The sequence below is a fragment of the Pseudomonas sp. S09G 359 genome (assembly GCF_002843605.1).
Classification (GTDB): domain Bacteria; phylum Pseudomonadota; class Gammaproteobacteria; order Pseudomonadales; family Pseudomonadaceae; genus Aquipseudomonas.
Genome location: NZ_CP025263.1, coordinates 6310866 through 6326344, shown reverse-complemented (window position 1 = coordinate 6326344; position 15479 = coordinate 6310866). Strand labels below are relative to the sequence as shown.

Here is a 15479-nt window from a genome sequence, read left to right as displayed (position 1 = left end):
AACGGAGAATAACAATGAAAAAAATCCTGTTGACCGGCTGCACCCTGGGGCTTTTGCTGGGCGCTCAAGCCCATGCGAACCAAGCGCCGTTGGACGGCACGCTGGGCAAGATCGCCAACACCAAGTCCATCACCTTGGGCTACCGCGATGCGTCGGTACCGTTTTCCTATGTGGGGGATAACAGTGGCAAACCCATGGGCTATTCGGTGGAGCTGGCAGACAAGATCGTCGAGCGCATCCAACAGAAAACCGGGGTGGCCACGCTCAATGTGAAGTACAACCTGGTAACGTCCCAGACCCGTATTCCGCTGGTGCAGAACGGCACCGTCGACCTGGAATGCGGTTCCACCGGCGTGACTGCCGAGCGGCAGAAGCAGGTGGCGTTCTCCTACGGGTTTATCTACGTGAAGGGGCAATTGCTGACGGCTAAGGACAGTGGCATTCAAGGCTTTGCCGATCTTGCGGGCAAGAACGTGGTGACCACCGCCGGGACCACCAACGAGCGTTTCCTCAAGCGCTACAACGCCGAGCACAAGGCCAATATGTTCGTGATCAGCGCCAAGGACCATGGCGAGGCGTTCAAGATGCTCGAGACCGGCCGCGCGGCGGCGTTCTACATGGATGATGCGTTGCTCTACGGCGAGCGCGCCAAGGCCAGTGACCCGCATAACTGGGTAGTGGTGGGGGAGGAGCAGTCGCGGGAAATCTACAGCTGCATGGTGCGCAAGGACGACCCGCAGTTTCTCGCGGTGGTCAACGAGACGCTGAGCGACCTTTATCGCAGCGGGGAGATCAACGGGATTTACCAGCGCTGGTTTGAACAGCCGATCCCGCCGAAGGGCTTGAACCTTGAGTTCCCGATGACCAGTGAGTTGAAGGCGATTATTGCCAAGCCGGTGAGTGACCCGGTGGAGTAAGAAGTGGTGACCCGATCCAAATGTGGGAGCAAGCAAGCCAGCTCCCACATTCTTGATTGGGTTTGCAAAGAAAAGGGCTTAGAAATCCCCCCACAATTGTTGGGCCACACTCAGTGCCACTACCGGCGCCGTCTCTGTACGCAACACCCGCGGGCCGAGGCGGGCGGCGTAGTAGCCGGCGGCTTGGGCGGTTTCGACTTCCTGGTCGGTCAGCCCACCCTCAGGGCCGATCAGAAAAGCCAGGCTTGATGGCTTCGCATGGCTGACCATTGGCTCGGCCACTGGGTGCAGCACCAGCTTCAAATCCGCCTCGGCCTGTTGCAGCCAATCGGCCAGCAACAGCGGTGGGTGAATCACCGGCACCGTCGAACGCCCGCATTGCTCGCAGGCGCTGATCGCCACCTGGCGCCAGTGCAGCAGGCGTTTGTCGGCGCGCTCGTCTTTGAGGCGCACTTCGCAGCGGTCGCTGAAAATCGGCGTGATTTCATTCACGCCCAATTCGGTGGCTTTCTGGATCGCCCAGTCCATGCGCTCGCCCCGGGACAGGCCCTGGCCGAGGTGGATGTGCAGCGGCGATTGGGTTTGGCCCGGGAAGCTTTCGGTGAGTTGCACGCTGACGCGTTTTTTACCGACTTCCAGCAAGCTGCCAAGAAATTCCTGGCCGGAGCCGTCGAACAGTTGCACGGCGTCGCCTTCGCCCATGCGCAGCACACGGCTGATGTAGTGCGCCTGGGCTTCGGGCAATTCATGGTCGCCGATGCTCAGCGGGGTGTCGGTAAAAAAACGGGACAGTCTCATTTCTGTTCTCTGGAAAAAGTGTTGTGGCGAGCGGGCTTCTTGTGGCAAGCCCGCTTGGTGTGGCGAGCGGGCTTGCCCGCGTTGGGCTGCGAAGCAGCCCTAAAAAAACCAGACACCGCGCAATGCCTGACGAAACACATTGGCTTTATCGGGGGGGCTGCTGCGCAGCCCAACGCGGGCAAGCCCGCTCGCCACGACAGCCGTTCCCCGTTAGCCGGGGTCGCGAAAGCCTGGGTGGAAGTCCTTCGGCACTGCAACGCTCACGCTGCTGTTGGTGGCGATATCGATGCCTTCACTGGCCACTTCAGCCAGGAAGTCGATCTGCTCCGGGGTAATCACATACGGCGGCAGGAAATACACCACGCTGCCCAACGGCCGCAACAGCGCGCCACGTTCCAGGGCGTGTTCGAACACCTTGAGGCCACGGCGTTCCTGCCACGGGTAGGCGGTTTTGGTGGCTTTGTCCTGGACCATCTCGATGGCCAGCACCATGCCGGTCTGGCGCACCTCCGACACGTGCGGGTGGTCCACCAGGTGCGCGGTGGCGGTGGCCATGCGCTGGGCCAGGGCCTTGTTGTTTTCGATGACGTTGTCTTCTTCGAAAATATCCAGGGTCGCCAATGCCGCCGCACACGCCAGCGGGTTGCCGGTGTAGCTGTGGGAATGCAGGAAGGCGCGTAGGGTCGGGTAGTCGTCGTAGAAGGCGTCGTAGACATCATCGGTGGTGACCACCGCCGCCAGCGGCAGGTAGCCGCCGGTGAGCGCCTTGGACAGGCACAGGAAGTCCGGGCGGATGCCGGCCTGTTCGCAGGCGAACATGCTCCCGGTACGGCCGAAGCCCACGGCTATTTCGTCGTGGATAAGGTGCACGCCGTAGCGGTCGCAGGCTTCGCGCAGCAGCTTGAGGTACACCGGGTGGTACATGCGCATGCCACCGGCGCCCTGGATCAGCGGTTCGACGATCACGGCGGCGACGGTGGCGTGGTTTTCGGCCAGGGTCTGTTCCATGGCCAGGAACATGTTGCGTGAGTGTTCCTCCCAGCTCATGCCGTCAGGGCGCAGGTAGCAATCCGGGCTGGGCACTTTGATGGTGTCCAGCAGCAGCGCCTTGTAGGTTTCGGTAAACAGTGGCACGTCACCCACCGACATCGCGGCGATGGTTTCGCCGTGGTAGCTGTTGGTCAGCGTGACGAAGCGCTTTTTGTTCGGCAGGCCACGGTTGAGCCAATAGTGGAAGCTCATCTTCAGCGCGACTTCGATGCACGACGAGCCGTTGTCGGCGTAGAAGCAGCGGGTCAGGCCCTCAGGCGTCATCGCCACCAGGCGTTCGGACAGCTCGATCACCGGCTGGTGGCTGAAACCGGCGAGGATCACGTGTTCCAGCTGGTCGACCTGGTCCTTGATGCGCTGGTTGATGCGCGGGTTGGCATGGCCAAACACGTTGACCCACCAGGAGCTGACGGCGTCGAGGTAGCGCTTGCCTTCGAAGTCTTCCAGCCACACGCCTTCACCGCGCTTGATGGGGATCAGCGGCAGTTGCTGGTGGTCTTTCATCTGGGTACAGGGATGCCACAGCACCGCGAGGTCGCGTTGCATCCACTGGTTGTTCAAGCCCATCGGTTATCTCCTCGAAGCGGTCCTGCGAGCTGCGCAGGTAAAACAATCGCGCAAGCCTATGCAATGGGCGGCTGTGTCACAACCCATTACGGATGAATTGGCGGTAAACGCAGGACGGTCTGTCACGTTTCTTAGGAATAGTCCTTAATCCATCGTTAACGTACTGTGCATACTCTCAAGATCGTATTTCTCGATATTTCAAAGCGAAATTTTCGGCTTTAATTCGATAGGTAAATCGCTAGTCTTGGTCATAGTTCTTACAGGATTTTAGGAATGCAGCTACAGAACTCACCGACCCGCTATGGTTGGATCAGCGTTATTTTGCACTGGGGCGTGGCTTTGACGGTGTTTGGTCTGTTCGGCCTCGGCCTGTGGATGGTCGGCCTCGACTATTACGACGGCTGGCGCAAGCATGGGCCGGAATTGCACAAGAGCATTGGCATCACGCTCTTTGCCTTCATGCTGGTACGTATTGTCTGGCGTTTGATCAGCCCGCCGCCGCCACCGCTGGCCAGTTACAGCCGCATGACCCGTATTGGCGCCGCGTTTGGCCATGCGTTCCTTTATCTCGGGCTGTTTGCCGTGATGATCGCCGGTTACCTGATTTCCACCGCAGACGGTGTCGGTATCCCGGTGTTTGGCCTGTTTGAAATTCCTGCCGTGGTTTCCGGGCTACCGGACCAGGCAGACAACGCTGGCCTGGTGCACTTGTACCTCGCCTGGGTGTTGGTGGTCTTCGCCGGCTTGCACGGCGTGGCTGCACTGAAACACCACTTTATCGATCGTGATGCGACCCTCACGCGAATGCTGGGGCGCAAAGCCTGATGTTCAACCTCGACTCACAAGGAATAGAAAGCATGTTGAAAAAGACACTCGCTGCACTGGCTCTCGGTACTGCTCTGCTGTCTGCCGGTCAGGTGATGGCCGCTGACTACAAGATCGACAAGGAAGGCCAACACGCCTTCATTGACTGGAAAATCAGCCACCTGGGCTACAGCTTCATCCACGGTACCTTCAAGGACTGGGATGGTTCGTTCAGCTGGGATGCCGCCAAGCCTGAAGCCAGCAAAATTGCAGTCGACGTGAAAACCGCCAGCCTGTGGTCCAACCACGCTGAGCGCGACAAGCACATCGCCAGCAAAGACTTCCTGGACGTTGCCAAGTTTGCCGACGCCAAGTTCGTCTCCACCGCGGTTAAATCCACCGGCGAAAAAACCGCTGACGTGACCGGCGACCTGACGTTCCACGGCGTAACCAAGCCTGTGACCTTCAAGGCCACCTTTAACGGTGAAGGCAAGGATCCATGGGGCGGCGAACGTGCTGGCTTCAACGCTACCACCACCGTCAACCTGAATGACTTCGGCATCAAAGGCCCAGGCCCGTCCTCGCAGACTGTTGACCTGGACATCTCGCTGGAAGGTGTGAAAGCGAAGTAATTCTCGCTGGCTGGATAAAAAACCGGATCCCAGGATCCGGTTTTTTTTGGCCTGTGCAAACCCCTGTGGCGAGCGAGCGTGTTGTGGTGAGCGAGCTTGTTTGGGGTGAGGGGGCCTTTTGTGGCGAGCGAGCTTGCTCGCGTTGGGTCGCGAAGCGGCCCCATAACCTGCCAGCTCGGTATGCCTGAGAAAACGCGGTGGCGCTAAAGGGGGCTGCTGCGCAGCCCAACGCGAGCAAGCTCGCTCGCCACAGCAAGCTCGCTCCCCACGACAAGCTCGGTTGTCAAAACAAGCGCGTTTGCCACGACAAGCGCGTTTTTCATGGGCTGGGTCGTGCCTGGGAGGCCATACAAAAATGCCCCGTATCTTTCGATACGGGGCATTTTTTGTGGGCTTTGAAAACTCAGCGGTTGCGGGTCAGCAGCGCTGGTTTTTCACCACGAGGACGGCCTGGCAGTTGGTCCAACTGCTCGGGTGTCGGGAAGCGGTCAGCTTTCGACTCCTTGTGGATGATCTTCGGTGCCGGGCCGCCGCGTGGGTTCTGCACGGCTGGTTCGGACAAGCGCGGCTGGTCGTCACGGGCTGGGCGACGGTTGTTGCTGCGCGAGTCTTCACGACGCGCCTGGCCGTCACGCGGTGCACCATTGCGTGGGCCGCTGCGCTTGGCCGGTGGGGTACCGGTGGTACCGCCGCTGCTGTTGCGCGGACCGTTCTGACGACCGCCCTGTGGCTGGCCGCCACGTGGGGCGCCGCTGCCGGCGCCTGCGCCCTGGGCTGGAGCACCTGGACGGCGACCACGACCCTGGGCCGGTTTGGCCTGGGGCACGTAGTCGACGCGGTTGCCGAAGTTATCCACGTCGTCGTCCAGGAACTCGTCCGGGGCGCGGTCTGCAGCGGCGCGTGGCGGCTGGGTCGGCTGGCGCTGTTCGCGGGCCGGGGTGCCTTCACGGGGCTTCTGCTCGCGGGCCGGGCGTTCGCCACGGCCGTTGGTTGGGGCTTTTTCCTTGCCGCCCTTGTCCTTGCCCTTGTCGCGACGACCACCGCCACCACCGCCGCCGTTCGGGCCATCGCCCTTGGGACCGCGTGGGTTGCGTGGGTTACGCACGTCTGGACGCTCGCGCGCTTCAGGCTTTTCGGCCTCCACGGCGCTGGCATCGAAGCCCATCAGGTCGCCGTCGGCGATTTTCTGCTTGGTCATGCGCTCGATGCTTTTCAGCAGTTTTTCTTCGTCCGGTGCGACCAGGGAAATGGCCTCGCCCGAACGACCGGCACGGCCGGTACGGCCGATACGGTGCACATAGTCTTCGTCGACGTTTGGCAGCTCGAAGTTGACGACGTGTGGCAGTTGGTCGATATCCAGGCCGCGCGCGGCGATATCGGTGGCCACCAGGATGCGCACAGTGCCGGCCTTGAAGTCGGCCAGGGCTTTGGTGCGTGCGTTCTGGCTTTTGTTACCGTGGATGGCGACGGCGGTGAGGCCGTGTTTGTCCAGGTACTCGGCCAGGCGGTTGGCGCCGTGCTTGGTGCGGGTGAACACCAGCACCTGTTCCCAGGCACCGTGGGTGATCAGGTGCGCCAGCAGCGAGCGCTTGTGGCTGGCGGCCAGGCGGAATACGCGTTGCTCGATACGCTCGACCGTGGTGTTCGGCGGCGTGACTTCGATGCGTTCCGGGTTGTGCAGCAGCTTGCCGGCCAGGGCGGTGATGTCCTGGGAGAACGTTGCCGAGAACAGCAGGTTCTGACGTTTGGCCGGCAGGCGGGCGAGGACCTTTTTCACGTCATGGACAAAGCCCATGTCGAGCATGCGGTCGGCTTCGTCCAGCACGAGGATTTCCACGTGGGACAAGTCGACGCTGCCTTGGCCGCACAGGTCGAGCAAACGACCCGGGCACGCGACCAGCACGTCGACACCACGGGACATGGCCTGAACCTGTGGGTTCATGCCGACGCCGCCGAAGATGCAGGCGCTGACGAACTTCAAGTCGCGGGCATACAGCTTGAAGCTGTCGTGCACCTGGGCGGCGAGTTCGCGGGTTGGGGTCAGGACCAGTACGCGCGGTTGGCGCGGGCCGTGACGCTGGGATTTGTCCGGGTGACCGTTGGGGAACAACCGCTCCAGAATCGGGAGGGCGAAGCCGCCGGTTTTACCAGTACCTGTCTGCGCCGCGACCATCAGGTCGCGACCTTGCAACACGGCGGGAATGGCCCGCTGTTGCACCGGAGTAGGCTCGGTATAGCCCGCTGCCTCGATGGCGCGGACTAAAGCCTCGGAGAGACCGAGGGAAGCAAAGGACATGAGTAATCCTGTTTTAGTTAGGGCTTGGCCCAAAGGGATAATCTTGCCGGGCGCGAATGACGCTTAGGGGAGCGCAATCCCGTCCGGTCCTGCTGCGTCTGGCGGGCACTCCACCGGCTCGCGCGGGCTGAAAGCTGCGCTGTAGCGGGGTTGGGTGCCTTTTTCAAGACCTCAGCGGCCGGGCGTAAGCCTGGCGGAAAGGCCGGAGTATAACAGAGCAATCACTGCGCGCTGCTTTCCTGCTGCTCAACGGTGTCTTCTGTGGCCGTAATGGCTTGGATTCCAGCATATTTGGCGCTCAAGGCAGCGTAGGCCGGCTCCTGTTTGAAGCGTTTGAGTTCGGCGGCAAAGCGCTGCACCAGCAGGTCCATGCCGGCGCCACGGCGTACCGCCAGAAACTGCGGCTGGCGACTGACAACCATCTGCGCCTGGCTGACCTTGCCTTGCAGGCCCATCGCCTTGATCACATGCTGGCCTACGCGGCGGTCGGTGATCACCAGGTCAATGCGCCCGAGCATCAATTTGCCGAAGTTGGCTTCGTGGCTGGGTGCCGATTCGCGATTGAACAGGGTGGAGTCGCTGAAAGATTCGCCATACAGATAGCCCGGCGAGGTGCCCACGGTCAGGCCGCGCAGGTCGTCCAGGCTTTGGGCGGGATGCGCGCGCTCGTTGGCGTAGAACAGCGCGAACTCGACCTCCGACAAGGGCTCGCTGGGGTAGAGCAGCAACGCGTCGCGGTCGTGGCTGTGGAAAATATCCAGCGCGCCGTCGGCCTGGCCTTGCTCAAGCATGGCCAAGCAGCGCTTCCAGGGCAGGAACTGCCACTGCACCTCCACACCCAGGCGCTGGAACACGATCACCGTGGTTTCGTAGTCCAACCCCTGCATGGCGCCGCGCTCTTCATAGACGTAGGGCGCCCAGGGCTCGGTGACAATGCGCAGTTTTTCGCCATAAGCCGCCAGGCTCAGGCAAGTGAAGAGGGCAGCAGTCAACAGCTTCGCAATGACGGGCATGCCCTGAGATTACGACGCTCCTGCCCTAAAGAGAAGCTCTGGCACAGGTATCTTCGGGGGACGCTATCGGGTTTGCGAGGTCATCAGGTGTTCGTAGATGGCTGCGCGCCGCTCGCCGAGAATCAGGCGCACCATGGGGTTGGCGAACCAGTGCTCCAATTGGTGTGCGTCGACGGGACGCTTCTGGCGCTCCTCCTGGTTCTGCCGGGCCTTGTCCCACCAAACCGGGCCACACGCCTGGTCGAACTCGTTTTCGTGTTCGTAGCAGCCGTAGAGAATCTCGCGGATGAACTGCTGCTTGCGCTTGGGCAGGGCCAGGGTGATCAGCTTGTACATCATGCGCTGCAAGCGCGGCGGGCGCGGCAGGTGGGCCGAGACCTTGCGCGTATCGGCCAATGCGTGGGTGCACGTGGGGGCGGCGGCGTGCTTGGCCACCCAGGCTTTGACCTTGGCCCGAAACAGCTGCTTGCGGCTCCAGTAATGGTGGATCAGGTCGGGGCACTGGCGCACGTTGACCGTGCGGTACGCCGCAACCGACAGGCAGAACTCTTCCAGGGTGTAGGCGCCGTGGGCCATCGTGAACAGCTCGTCCATCAGTTCTATCGAGCGGTCGAGCAGATGCGCGTCTTGCCGAGACATGCCCATCACGCCAGAGTTGAGCAGCCACATATTGTCGTCGGCCAGGCCGCGCTCGGCCAGGTACGGGGCCAAGGCCTCATACAGCACGCTTTCACGGTTATCGCCGTACTTGGCGTGGAAGGCGTTGCACAGCAGCGTGCCGGGTGCGACGCGTTCGAACAGCGCCATGGGCGAGTCATGAAAAAACGTGTCGGTGTCGATCAGCAGTGCCCGTTCCGAAGTTTCGAGTACTTTGCGCAACAGCACGTGCTTGGTGCGGAAATGGTAGCCGTGGGGTTCGCTCCAGGCTTTGCGCGTGGCTTCGTCGAGGGTGTGGACTTGCACCGGCAGGTCGGCGTAGGGGGCCGGGTTGTCACTGAACACCTGGATATCCAGCGGCATATCCTGAGGGCCACCCAGGTGAGCCAGGGCACTGGCGATGCTGAATACCGCTTCCTGATGGTAAGTCTCGGCGCCGAATACCAGGTAAACCAGCTGCGGGCGGGGAGTCGGGGTCGCTGTATTCATCTACTGCTGGTTTCCATTCCGGAGGTGTGTGAACAAAAAAAGCCCCCGTATAAACGAGGGCCTGGGTGCAGCTTGAACAGGCCTCAGCGCGGCAGCTTGAGGTTGTTCCAGATGGCAAGGCTCGGTTCAGCCTGGTTCAGGGTATAGAAGTGCAAGCCTGGTGCGCCACCTTGCAACAAATCTTCACACATTTTGCTGATGACCTGTTCGCCGAACGCCTGGATGCTCTTGACGTCATCGCCATAGGCTTCCAGTTGTTTGCGCACCCAGCGTGGGATCTCAGCACCGCAAGCGTCGGAAAAGCGCGCCAGCTTGCTGTAGTTGGTGATCGGCATGATGCCCGGCACGATCGGGATGTTCACACCCATGGCCCGTACACGCTCGACGAAGTAGAAGTAGCTGTCGGCGTTGAAGAAGTACTGGGTGATCGCGCTGTCGGCGCCGGCGTTGGCCTTGCGCACGAAGTTCTGCAGGTCATCTTCGAAATTGCGCGCCTGGGGGTGCATTTCCGGGTAAGCCGCCACTTCGATATGGAAGTGATCGCCGCTCTCTTCACGGATGAAGCTCACCAGGTCATTGGCGTAGCGCAGCTCGCCGCTGGCCATGCCCATGCCGGACGGCAGGTCGCCACGCAGGGCGACGATGCGCTTGATGCCGGCTTGTTGGTATTGGGTCAGCAGGCCGCGCAGGTCGGCCTTGCTGTCGCCCACGCACGACAAGTGCGGAGCGGCGGGAACTTTGGCTTCACTTTCCAGCTGCAACACGGTGTTGATCGTGCGGTCACGGGTCGAGCCGCCGGCGCCGTAGGTGCAGGAGAAGAAGTCGGGGTTGTAGCTGGCCAACTGCTTGGCAGTCGCCATCAGTTTTTCATGCCCAGCATCGGTCTTGGTCGGGAAGAACTCGAAGCTGTAGCGACGGTCTTGGGACATGGTAATACCCTTTGAAACTCAGAATACCGAAGTGTGTACACCGTCAATGTGGGAGCGGGCTTGCTCGCGAAAGCGGTGGCTCAGTCAACATTTACGGTGACTGACACACCGCTTTCGCGAGCAAGCCCGCTCCCACACAGAAGCCCGCTCCACAATGAGAGCGGGCAACTGGCCGATCAGTAGCGGTAAGCGTGCGGCTTGAACGGACCTTCGACGGTCACGCCGATGTAGTCGGCCTGGGTCTTGGTCAGTTGAGTCACCACGCCGCCGAAGCCGCGGACCATTTCCAGGGCCACTTCTTCGTCGAGTTTCTTCGGCAGTACTTCCACGGTCAGGCGCTCGGCTTTCTGGGCAGGCGACAGGTCGGCGTATTTCTGGCCGAACAGGAAGATCTGGGCCAGTACCTGGTTGGCGAACGAGCCATCCATGATGCGGCTTGGGTGGCCAGTGGCGTTGCCCAGGTTAACCAGACGGCCTTCAGCCAACAGGATCAGGTAGTCGTCGTTCTGCGGGTCGAAATCGCCAGCGCCGGTACGGTGAACCTTGTGTACCTGCGGCTTCACTTCTTCCCATGCCCAGTTCTTGCGCATGAAAGCGGTGTCGATTTCGTTGTCGAAGTGGCCGATGTTGCAGACAACAGCGCGCTTCTTCAGGGCTTTGAGCATGTTTGCGTCGCAAACATTGACGTTACCGGTGGTGGTCACGATCAGGTCGATCTTGCCCAGCAGAGCCTTGTCGATGCTTGCTTCGGTGCCGTCGTTCTGGCCGTCGATGAACGGCGAAACCACTTCAAAGCCGTCCATGCAGGCTTGCATGGCGCAGATCGGGTCGACTTCGGAGACTTTAACGATCATGCCTTCCTGACGCAGGGACTGGGACGAACCCTTGCCCACGTCACCGTAGCCGATCACCAAGGCTTGCTTGCCCGACAGCAGGTGGTCGGTGCCGCGCTTGATGGCATCGTTCAGGCTGTGACGGCAGCCGTACTTGTTGTCGTTCTTGCTCTTGGTCACCGAGTCGTTGACGTTGATGGCCGGGATTTTCAGCTCGCCCTTGGCCAGCATGTCCAGCAGGCGGTGTACGCCGGTTGTGGTTTCTTCGGTCACGCCGTGGACGCGGTCGAGGATCTGCGGGTACTTCTTGTGCAGCAGCTCGGTCAGGTCGCCGCCGTCGTCGAGGATCATGTTGGCATCCCAAGGCGCGCCATCTTTAAGGATGGTTTGCTCCAGGCACCACTCGTACTCTTCTTCAGTCTCGCCTTTCCAGGCGAATACCGCGATACCGGCTGCGGCGATAGCAGCAGCGGCCTGGTCTTGAGTCGAGAAGATGTTGCAGGACGACCAACGCACTTCGGCACCCAGGGCAACCAGGGTTTCGATCAGCACGGCAGTCTGAATGGTCATGTGGATGCAGCCGAGAATCTTCGCGCCTTTGAGCGGCTGCTCAGCAGCGTACTTGCGGCGCAGACCCATCAGGGCAGGCATTTCGGATTCAGCGATAAAGGTCTCGCGACGGCCCCAGGCAGCCAGGGACATGTCGGCGACTTTGTAGTCGTTGAAATCTGCAGGCGTGTTTACAGCGCTCATGAAGAGCCTCCATTCGTAGTGTGCGAATGGGCGCCGTTGTGCGTTTAGTATCCAGCTGTGTAACCAGGCCGGACAACGCCCCATCCGAGCCTGACAGGTTGAACCTGCTGCAGCGCCCCTCGGACAGGTGGCGGGAGAACGGTATCAATTGAAGATGACCGTTTTGAAACGGGGGCGATTATAGCCGTGTGCGCCCGACTTCCCAAGCCTTTCTGTCGGTGAGATGAAGATCGCTCATCGGCTTGATAGGCAATGGCGCATAGAGCTTGGGCCCTCGCTCTGCCATGATGTCGCCCATCATTCGGCAAGACGCTTTGGAGTGACCATGAACTTCCACACCCGCAAATGGGTAAAACCCGAAGACCTCAACCCCAACGGCACCCTGTTCGGCGGCAGCCTGCTGCGCTGGATCGACGAAGAAGCGGCGATCTACGCGATTGTCCAACTGGGCAACCAGCGCGTGGTGACCAAATACATCTCCGAAATCAACTTCGTCAGCGCCTCGCGCCAGGGCGACATCATCGAGCTGGGCATCACCGCCACCGAGTTCGGCCGCACCTCCATCACCCTGACCTGTGAAGTGCGCAACAAGATCACGCGTAAAAGCATCCTCACCGTGGAAAAAATGGTCTTCGTCAACCTGGGCGAAGACGGTTTGCCGGCGCCCCACGGCCGCACCGAGATCAAATACGTGAAGGACCAGTTCCAGGAAGACGGCATTCAGGAGTAATCCTGCGTCGGACCAGTGAACGCTCTTGATTGGCCATAGGTCGTACCTGAACACCGCCCCCTCGTTCAGGTATCACCATGGCTACGCAAGCAGACGGCAAGACCCCCAACCTGTCCCAGGAAGAACAGCACGACGTCGACAAGAACCAGCCGCCCCGTGCGGCGGTGCTGCACGAAATCATCCGCACCCAGGGCGACCAGGAGCTGGAGCGCAATGTGGCGGCACTGTGGTGGTCGGCGCTGGCCGCCGGTCTCACCATGGGCCTGTCGCTGATGGGCATGGGGTTACTCAATTCACGCCTGCCGGACGGTGAAGGCTTCAAAGTCATCGCCAGCTTCGGCTATTGCGCAGGCTTTTTGGCGGTGATCCTGGCGCGCCAGCAACTGTTCACCGAAAACACCCTGACCGCCGTGCTGCCGGTGATGAGCAAGCCGACCCTGGGCAACGCCGGGCGGCTGCTAAGGCTGTGGAGCGTGGTGCTGGTGGGCAACCTGTGCGGCACTTTGCTGGTCGCCTACGTGATGCTGCACTTGCCGATTTTCGACACCAAGACCGACATGGCCTTTCTCGAAATCGGGCGCAAGGTCATGGAAAACGATCCAGGCCAGATGTTCGCCAAGGGCATTATTTCCGGCTGGATGATTGCCACCATGGTGTGGATGATCCCGTCCATGGAAAGCGCCAAGATGTTCATCATCATCCTGATCACTTACCTGATGGCGCTGGGGGACTTCACCCATATCGTCGTGGGTTCTGCGGAGGTCTCTTACCTGGTGTTTGCCGGCGAGCTGCCGTGGAAGGATTTCTGGCTGGTGTTCGCCGGACCGACCCTGGCGGGCAATATCATCGGCGGCAGTTTCATCTTTGCGCTGATCAGCCATGCGCAGATCCGCAGTGAAAGCAGCCTGCCGGGCAAGCAGGCTGCGGACCCACGGCATCCGCAGCAGATCAAAAAGGATCAGTGATGCTCAGGCGTGGCCTGGGGCTCGTCCCGGGTCACGCGTTTGACCAGCTTGCCGATGGTCAACCCCTGCAACAGGATCGATGACAGCACCACGATATAGGTGATGCTCAGCAGCAGGTCGCGCTCCGGCCCCAGCGGCAAGGCCAACGCCAGCGCCACCGAAACCCCGCCGCGCAAGCCGCCCCAGGTCAGGATGCGGATAGTGCCTTGCGGCACGCTGCGCCAGCGTCGCAGCAACAGGATCGCCGGGGCCACCGTGAGCAGGCGTGACAGCAGGATCGCCACCGCCAGCAAACTGGCCGCGAACACGTGAGACCAGTTGAACGGCAACAGCAGCAGTTCCATGCCGATCAGCGCGAACAGCAGGGCGTTGAGCATGTCATCGAGCAATTCCCAGAAACCGTCCAGGTAGCGACGGGTCATGTCGTTCATTGCCAGCTTGCGCCCCAGGTTGCCGATGATCAGCCCCGCCACCACCATCGCAATCGGCGCGGAGACGTGCAGTTCGGTGGCCATTGCCGAGCCGCCGATGACCAGGGCAAGGGTCAGCATCACTTCGATCTGGTGCTGCTCGATGCTCTTGATCATCAGGTACACCAAGTAGCCGATCAGCCCGCCGAACACCACGCCGCCAATCGCCTCGTGGGCAAACAGCATGGCCGTGGCGCCGACGGTGGGGGTTTCACCCAGCTGCGCAATGCCCAGCAACACGGTAAACACCACCACCGCAGTGCCGTCGTTGAACAGCGACTCGCCGACGATGGTGGTCTTCAGTGGCTTGGAGGCGTTGGCGGTACGCAGCACGCCCAACACCGCAATCGGGTCGGTGGGCGAGATCAGTGCACCGAACAGCAGGCAGTAGAGGAAACTCACGTGCCAGCCAAACAGGGCAAAGATGTAGTACGCCAGGCTGCCGATCACCACCGTGGCGATCAGCACGCCGAAGGTCGCCAGCAGGCCGATGGGCCAGCGATAGCTGCGCAGGTCGTTGAGGTTGACGTGCAAGGCGCCGGCGAACAACAGGAACGAGAGCATCCAGTTCATCAGCAGGTCGCCGAAGTCGATCTGGCCGATCAGTTGCTGGATGCGTTCCTCAAGGCCCGGGTAGCCGAGCACGCTCAGGCCTTGCAGGATCAGGGAAAACAGCAGGGCCGTGACCATCACACCAATGGTGGGTGGCAGGCCGATAAAACGGAAGTTCACATAGGTGAGCAGCGTGGTGAGGCAAATGAAGGCGGCGACAAGTTCAAGCATCCGGGGTCCTTGGAAGTGGGGAGCGTTGGTTAGTGGGTGCATGGACCGCAGCAGCGGCCCGATGTTGCAACATGAGGGATAGAACCTTTGGCTGTGCCGTGGCTCATAGGGGGTAAGTGCGGTTTTACCGGTTTAGTGTTAAAACTCTAATTTCTGTTTAAAACAAAAAAAGGAATTCATCATGACGGTCGCTTTCTGGTGTGTGTTGATCGCAATTTTCCTGCCGTACCTGTGCACAGGGGTGGCCAAGTTCAGCCAGGGCAAATTCGGCCCCCGGCAGAACCACGATCCGCGCGCCTTCCTGGACACCCTCGACGGCTTTGCCAAGCGTGCCCACAGCGCACAGCTCAATGGCTTTGAAGTGACCCCGGCATTTGCGGCGGCGGTGATTATCGCGCACATCGCGGGTACGGCGTCGCTGGTGACCATCAATGTGTTGGCCGTACTGTTTGTGACCAGTCGCCTGCTGTACATCATCTGCTACCTGGCCGACTGGGCCATCCTGCGCTCGCTGGTGTGGGCGGTGGGTATGGCGTTGATTGCGAGTTTCTTCTTTGTTTCGATCTAAGGCCTGACACGGACCTTTTTGTTGTAGGAGGGTTATGTGCTTTTTGCTGTAGGGGGTATGTGGCGAGCGGGCTTGCCCGCGTTGGGCTGCGTAGCAGCCCCGAACCCGACACTGCGGTTTTTAATGGATCACCGCGTCGCCTGAATCAGGGGCGGCTTCGCCACCCAACGCGGGCAAGCCCGCTCGCCACAGCAAGCCCGCTTGGCACAACAGCTCGCTCGGCAC

14 protein-coding genes and 1 riboswitch are annotated in these 15479 nt (G+C 60.9%); of the genes, 6 read left to right on the top strand and 8 right to left on the bottom strand.

Going from position 1 to position 15479, the window contains the following annotated elements:
• Positions 1 to 14 precede the first annotated feature (14 nt).
• Complete coding sequence (locus CXQ82_RS29130) at positions 15 to 917, top strand: transporter substrate-binding domain-containing protein (protein ID WP_101273383.1); 903 nt, start codon at positions 15 to 17, stop codon at positions 915 to 917.
• A gap of 78 nt (positions 918 to 995) precedes the next feature.
• Here CXQ82_RS29130 and CXQ82_RS29125 read toward each other — a convergent pair whose 3' ends face one another.
• Entirely contained in the window at positions 996 to 1715 is a 720-nt protein-coding gene (locus tag CXQ82_RS29125; RefSeq protein WP_101273382.1) for a 16S rRNA (uracil(1498)-N(3))-methyltransferase, read from the bottom strand.
• A gap of 210 nt (positions 1716 to 1925) precedes the next feature.
• Positions 1926 to 3332, bottom strand: coding sequence for an adenosylmethionine--8-amino-7-oxononanoate transaminase (locus CXQ82_RS29120; RefSeq protein WP_101273381.1), 1407 nt, complete (start codon positions 3330 to 3332; stop codon positions 1926 to 1928).
• 273 nt (positions 3333 to 3605) lie between these two features.
• Between CXQ82_RS29120 and CXQ82_RS29115 the strand changes: the two genes are divergently transcribed.
• Positions 3606 to 4157 (top strand): cytochrome b, encoded by a 552-nt coding sequence (locus CXQ82_RS29115; protein WP_101273380.1) that lies wholly within the window; start codon positions 3606 to 3608, stop codon positions 4155 to 4157.
• 32 nt (positions 4158 to 4189) lie between these two features.
• Entirely contained in the window at positions 4190 to 4768 is a 579-nt protein-coding gene (locus CXQ82_RS29110) for a YceI family protein (RefSeq protein WP_101273379.1), read from the top strand.
• Positions 4769 to 5171: 403 nt separating this feature from the next.
• Here CXQ82_RS29110 and CXQ82_RS29100 read toward each other — a convergent pair whose 3' ends face one another.
• The 5 genes from CXQ82_RS29100 to ahcY form a co-directional block, all read right to left on the bottom strand.
• Positions 5172 to 7064: a DEAD/DEAH box helicase gene (locus tag CXQ82_RS29100; RefSeq protein ID WP_101273377.1), complete on the bottom strand. Its 1893-nt coding sequence runs from the start codon at positions 7062 to 7064 to the stop codon at positions 5172 to 5174.
• 221 nt (positions 7065 to 7285) lie between these two features.
• Positions 7286 to 8077 (bottom strand): ABC transporter substrate-binding protein, encoded by a 792-nt coding sequence (locus CXQ82_RS29095; protein ID WP_101273376.1) that lies wholly within the window; start codon positions 8075 to 8077, stop codon positions 7286 to 7288.
• Between the two features lie 63 nt (positions 8078 to 8140).
• Positions 8141 to 9223: a hypothetical protein gene (locus CXQ82_RS29090; protein WP_101273375.1), complete on the bottom strand. Its 1083-nt coding sequence runs from the start codon at positions 9221 to 9223 to the stop codon at positions 8141 to 8143.
• An 83-nt stretch (positions 9224 to 9306) separates the two neighbouring features.
• Positions 9307 to 10152 (bottom strand): methylenetetrahydrofolate reductase [NAD(P)H], encoded by an 846-nt coding sequence (gene metF / locus CXQ82_RS29085; RefSeq protein ID WP_101273374.1) that lies wholly within the window; start codon positions 10150 to 10152, stop codon positions 9307 to 9309.
• Between the two features lie 176 nt (positions 10153 to 10328).
• Positions 10329 to 11738 carry an adenosylhomocysteinase gene (ahcY, locus tag CXQ82_RS29080; protein ID WP_101273373.1) on the bottom strand — a complete coding sequence of 470 codons (1410 nt, stop codon included), beginning with the start codon at positions 11736 to 11738 and terminating at the stop codon, positions 10329 to 10331.
• Positions 11739 to 11759: 21 nt separating this feature from the next.
• A riboswitch (S-adenosyl-L-homocysteine riboswitch) is annotated at positions 11760 to 11865 on the bottom strand.
• A gap of 198 nt (positions 11866 to 12063) precedes the next feature.
• On the opposite strand from ahcY, the gene CXQ82_RS29075 reads away from it, so the two are divergent.
• Both CXQ82_RS29075 and CXQ82_RS29070 read left to right on the top strand, forming a co-directional pair.
• A complete protein-coding gene (locus CXQ82_RS29075; RefSeq protein WP_065904864.1) occupies positions 12064 to 12468 on the top strand; it encodes an acyl-CoA thioesterase in 405 nt (134 codons plus the stop codon).
• A 77-nt stretch (positions 12469 to 12545) separates the two neighbouring features.
• Positions 12546 to 13433, top strand: a complete 888-nt coding sequence (locus tag CXQ82_RS29070) for a formate/nitrite transporter family protein (RefSeq protein ID WP_101273372.1) — start codon at positions 12546 to 12548, stop codon at positions 13431 to 13433.
• Here the strand turns inward: CXQ82_RS29070 and CXQ82_RS29065 are convergent.
• The gene (locus tag CXQ82_RS29065) at positions 13427 to 14686 is read right to left on the bottom strand and encodes a sodium:proton antiporter (RefSeq protein WP_101273371.1); all 1260 of its coding nucleotides are present in this window, start codon (positions 14684 to 14686) and stop codon (positions 13427 to 13429) included. The two genes, CXQ82_RS29070 and CXQ82_RS29065, sit on opposite strands and share 7 nt — an antisense overlap.
• A gap of 181 nt (positions 14687 to 14867) precedes the next feature.
• On the opposite strand from CXQ82_RS29065, the gene CXQ82_RS29060 reads away from it, so the two are divergent.
• Positions 14868 to 15254 (top strand): MAPEG family protein, encoded by a 387-nt coding sequence (locus CXQ82_RS29060; protein ID WP_101273370.1) that lies wholly within the window; start codon positions 14868 to 14870, stop codon positions 15252 to 15254.
• Positions 15255 to 15479 lie beyond the last annotated feature (225 nt).

Bases quoted from the DNA above. Each gene is read 5' to 3' on its own strand.
- CXQ82_RS29130 (WP_101273383.1), top strand. From the start codon at position 15: ATGAAAAAAATCCTGTTGACCGGCTGCACCCTGGGGCTTTTGCTGGGC.
- CXQ82_RS29125 (WP_101273382.1), bottom strand. From the start codon at position 1,715: ATGAGACTGTCCCGTTTTTTTACCGACACCCCGCTGAGCATCGGCGAC.
- CXQ82_RS29120 (WP_101273381.1), bottom strand. From the start codon at position 3,332: ATGGGCTTGAACAACCAGTGGATGCAACGCGACCTCGCGGTGCTGTGG.
- CXQ82_RS29115 (WP_101273380.1), top strand. From the start codon at position 3,606: ATGCAGCTACAGAACTCACCGACCCGCTATGGTTGGATCAGCGTTATT.
- CXQ82_RS29110 (WP_101273379.1), top strand. From the start codon at position 4,190: ATGTTGAAAAAGACACTCGCTGCACTGGCTCTCGGTACTGCTCTGCTG.
- CXQ82_RS29100 (WP_101273377.1), bottom strand. From the start codon at position 7,064: ATGTCCTTTGCTTCCCTCGGTCTCTCCGAGGCTTTAGTCCGCGCCATC.
- CXQ82_RS29095 (WP_101273376.1), bottom strand. From the start codon at position 8,077: ATGCCCGTCATTGCGAAGCTGTTGACTGCTGCCCTCTTCACTTGCCTG.
- CXQ82_RS29090 (WP_101273375.1), bottom strand. From the start codon at position 9,223: ATGAATACAGCGACCCCGACTCCCCGCCCGCAGCTGGTTTACCTGGTA.
- metF (WP_101273374.1), bottom strand. From the start codon at position 10,152: ATGTCCCAAGACCGTCGCTACAGCTTCGAGTTCTTCCCGACCAAGACC.
- ahcY (WP_101273373.1), bottom strand. From the start codon at position 11,738: ATGAGCGCTGTAAACACGCCTGCAGATTTCAACGACTACAAAGTCGCC.
- CXQ82_RS29075 (WP_065904864.1), top strand. From the start codon at position 12,064: ATGAACTTCCACACCCGCAAATGGGTAAAACCCGAAGACCTCAACCCC.
- CXQ82_RS29070 (WP_101273372.1), top strand. From the start codon at position 12,546: ATGGCTACGCAAGCAGACGGCAAGACCCCCAACCTGTCCCAGGAAGAA.
- CXQ82_RS29065 (WP_101273371.1), bottom strand. From the start codon at position 14,686: ATGCTTGAACTTGTCGCCGCCTTCATTTGCCTCACCACGCTGCTCACC.
- CXQ82_RS29060 (WP_101273370.1), top strand. From the start codon at position 14,868: ATGACGGTCGCTTTCTGGTGTGTGTTGATCGCAATTTTCCTGCCGTAC.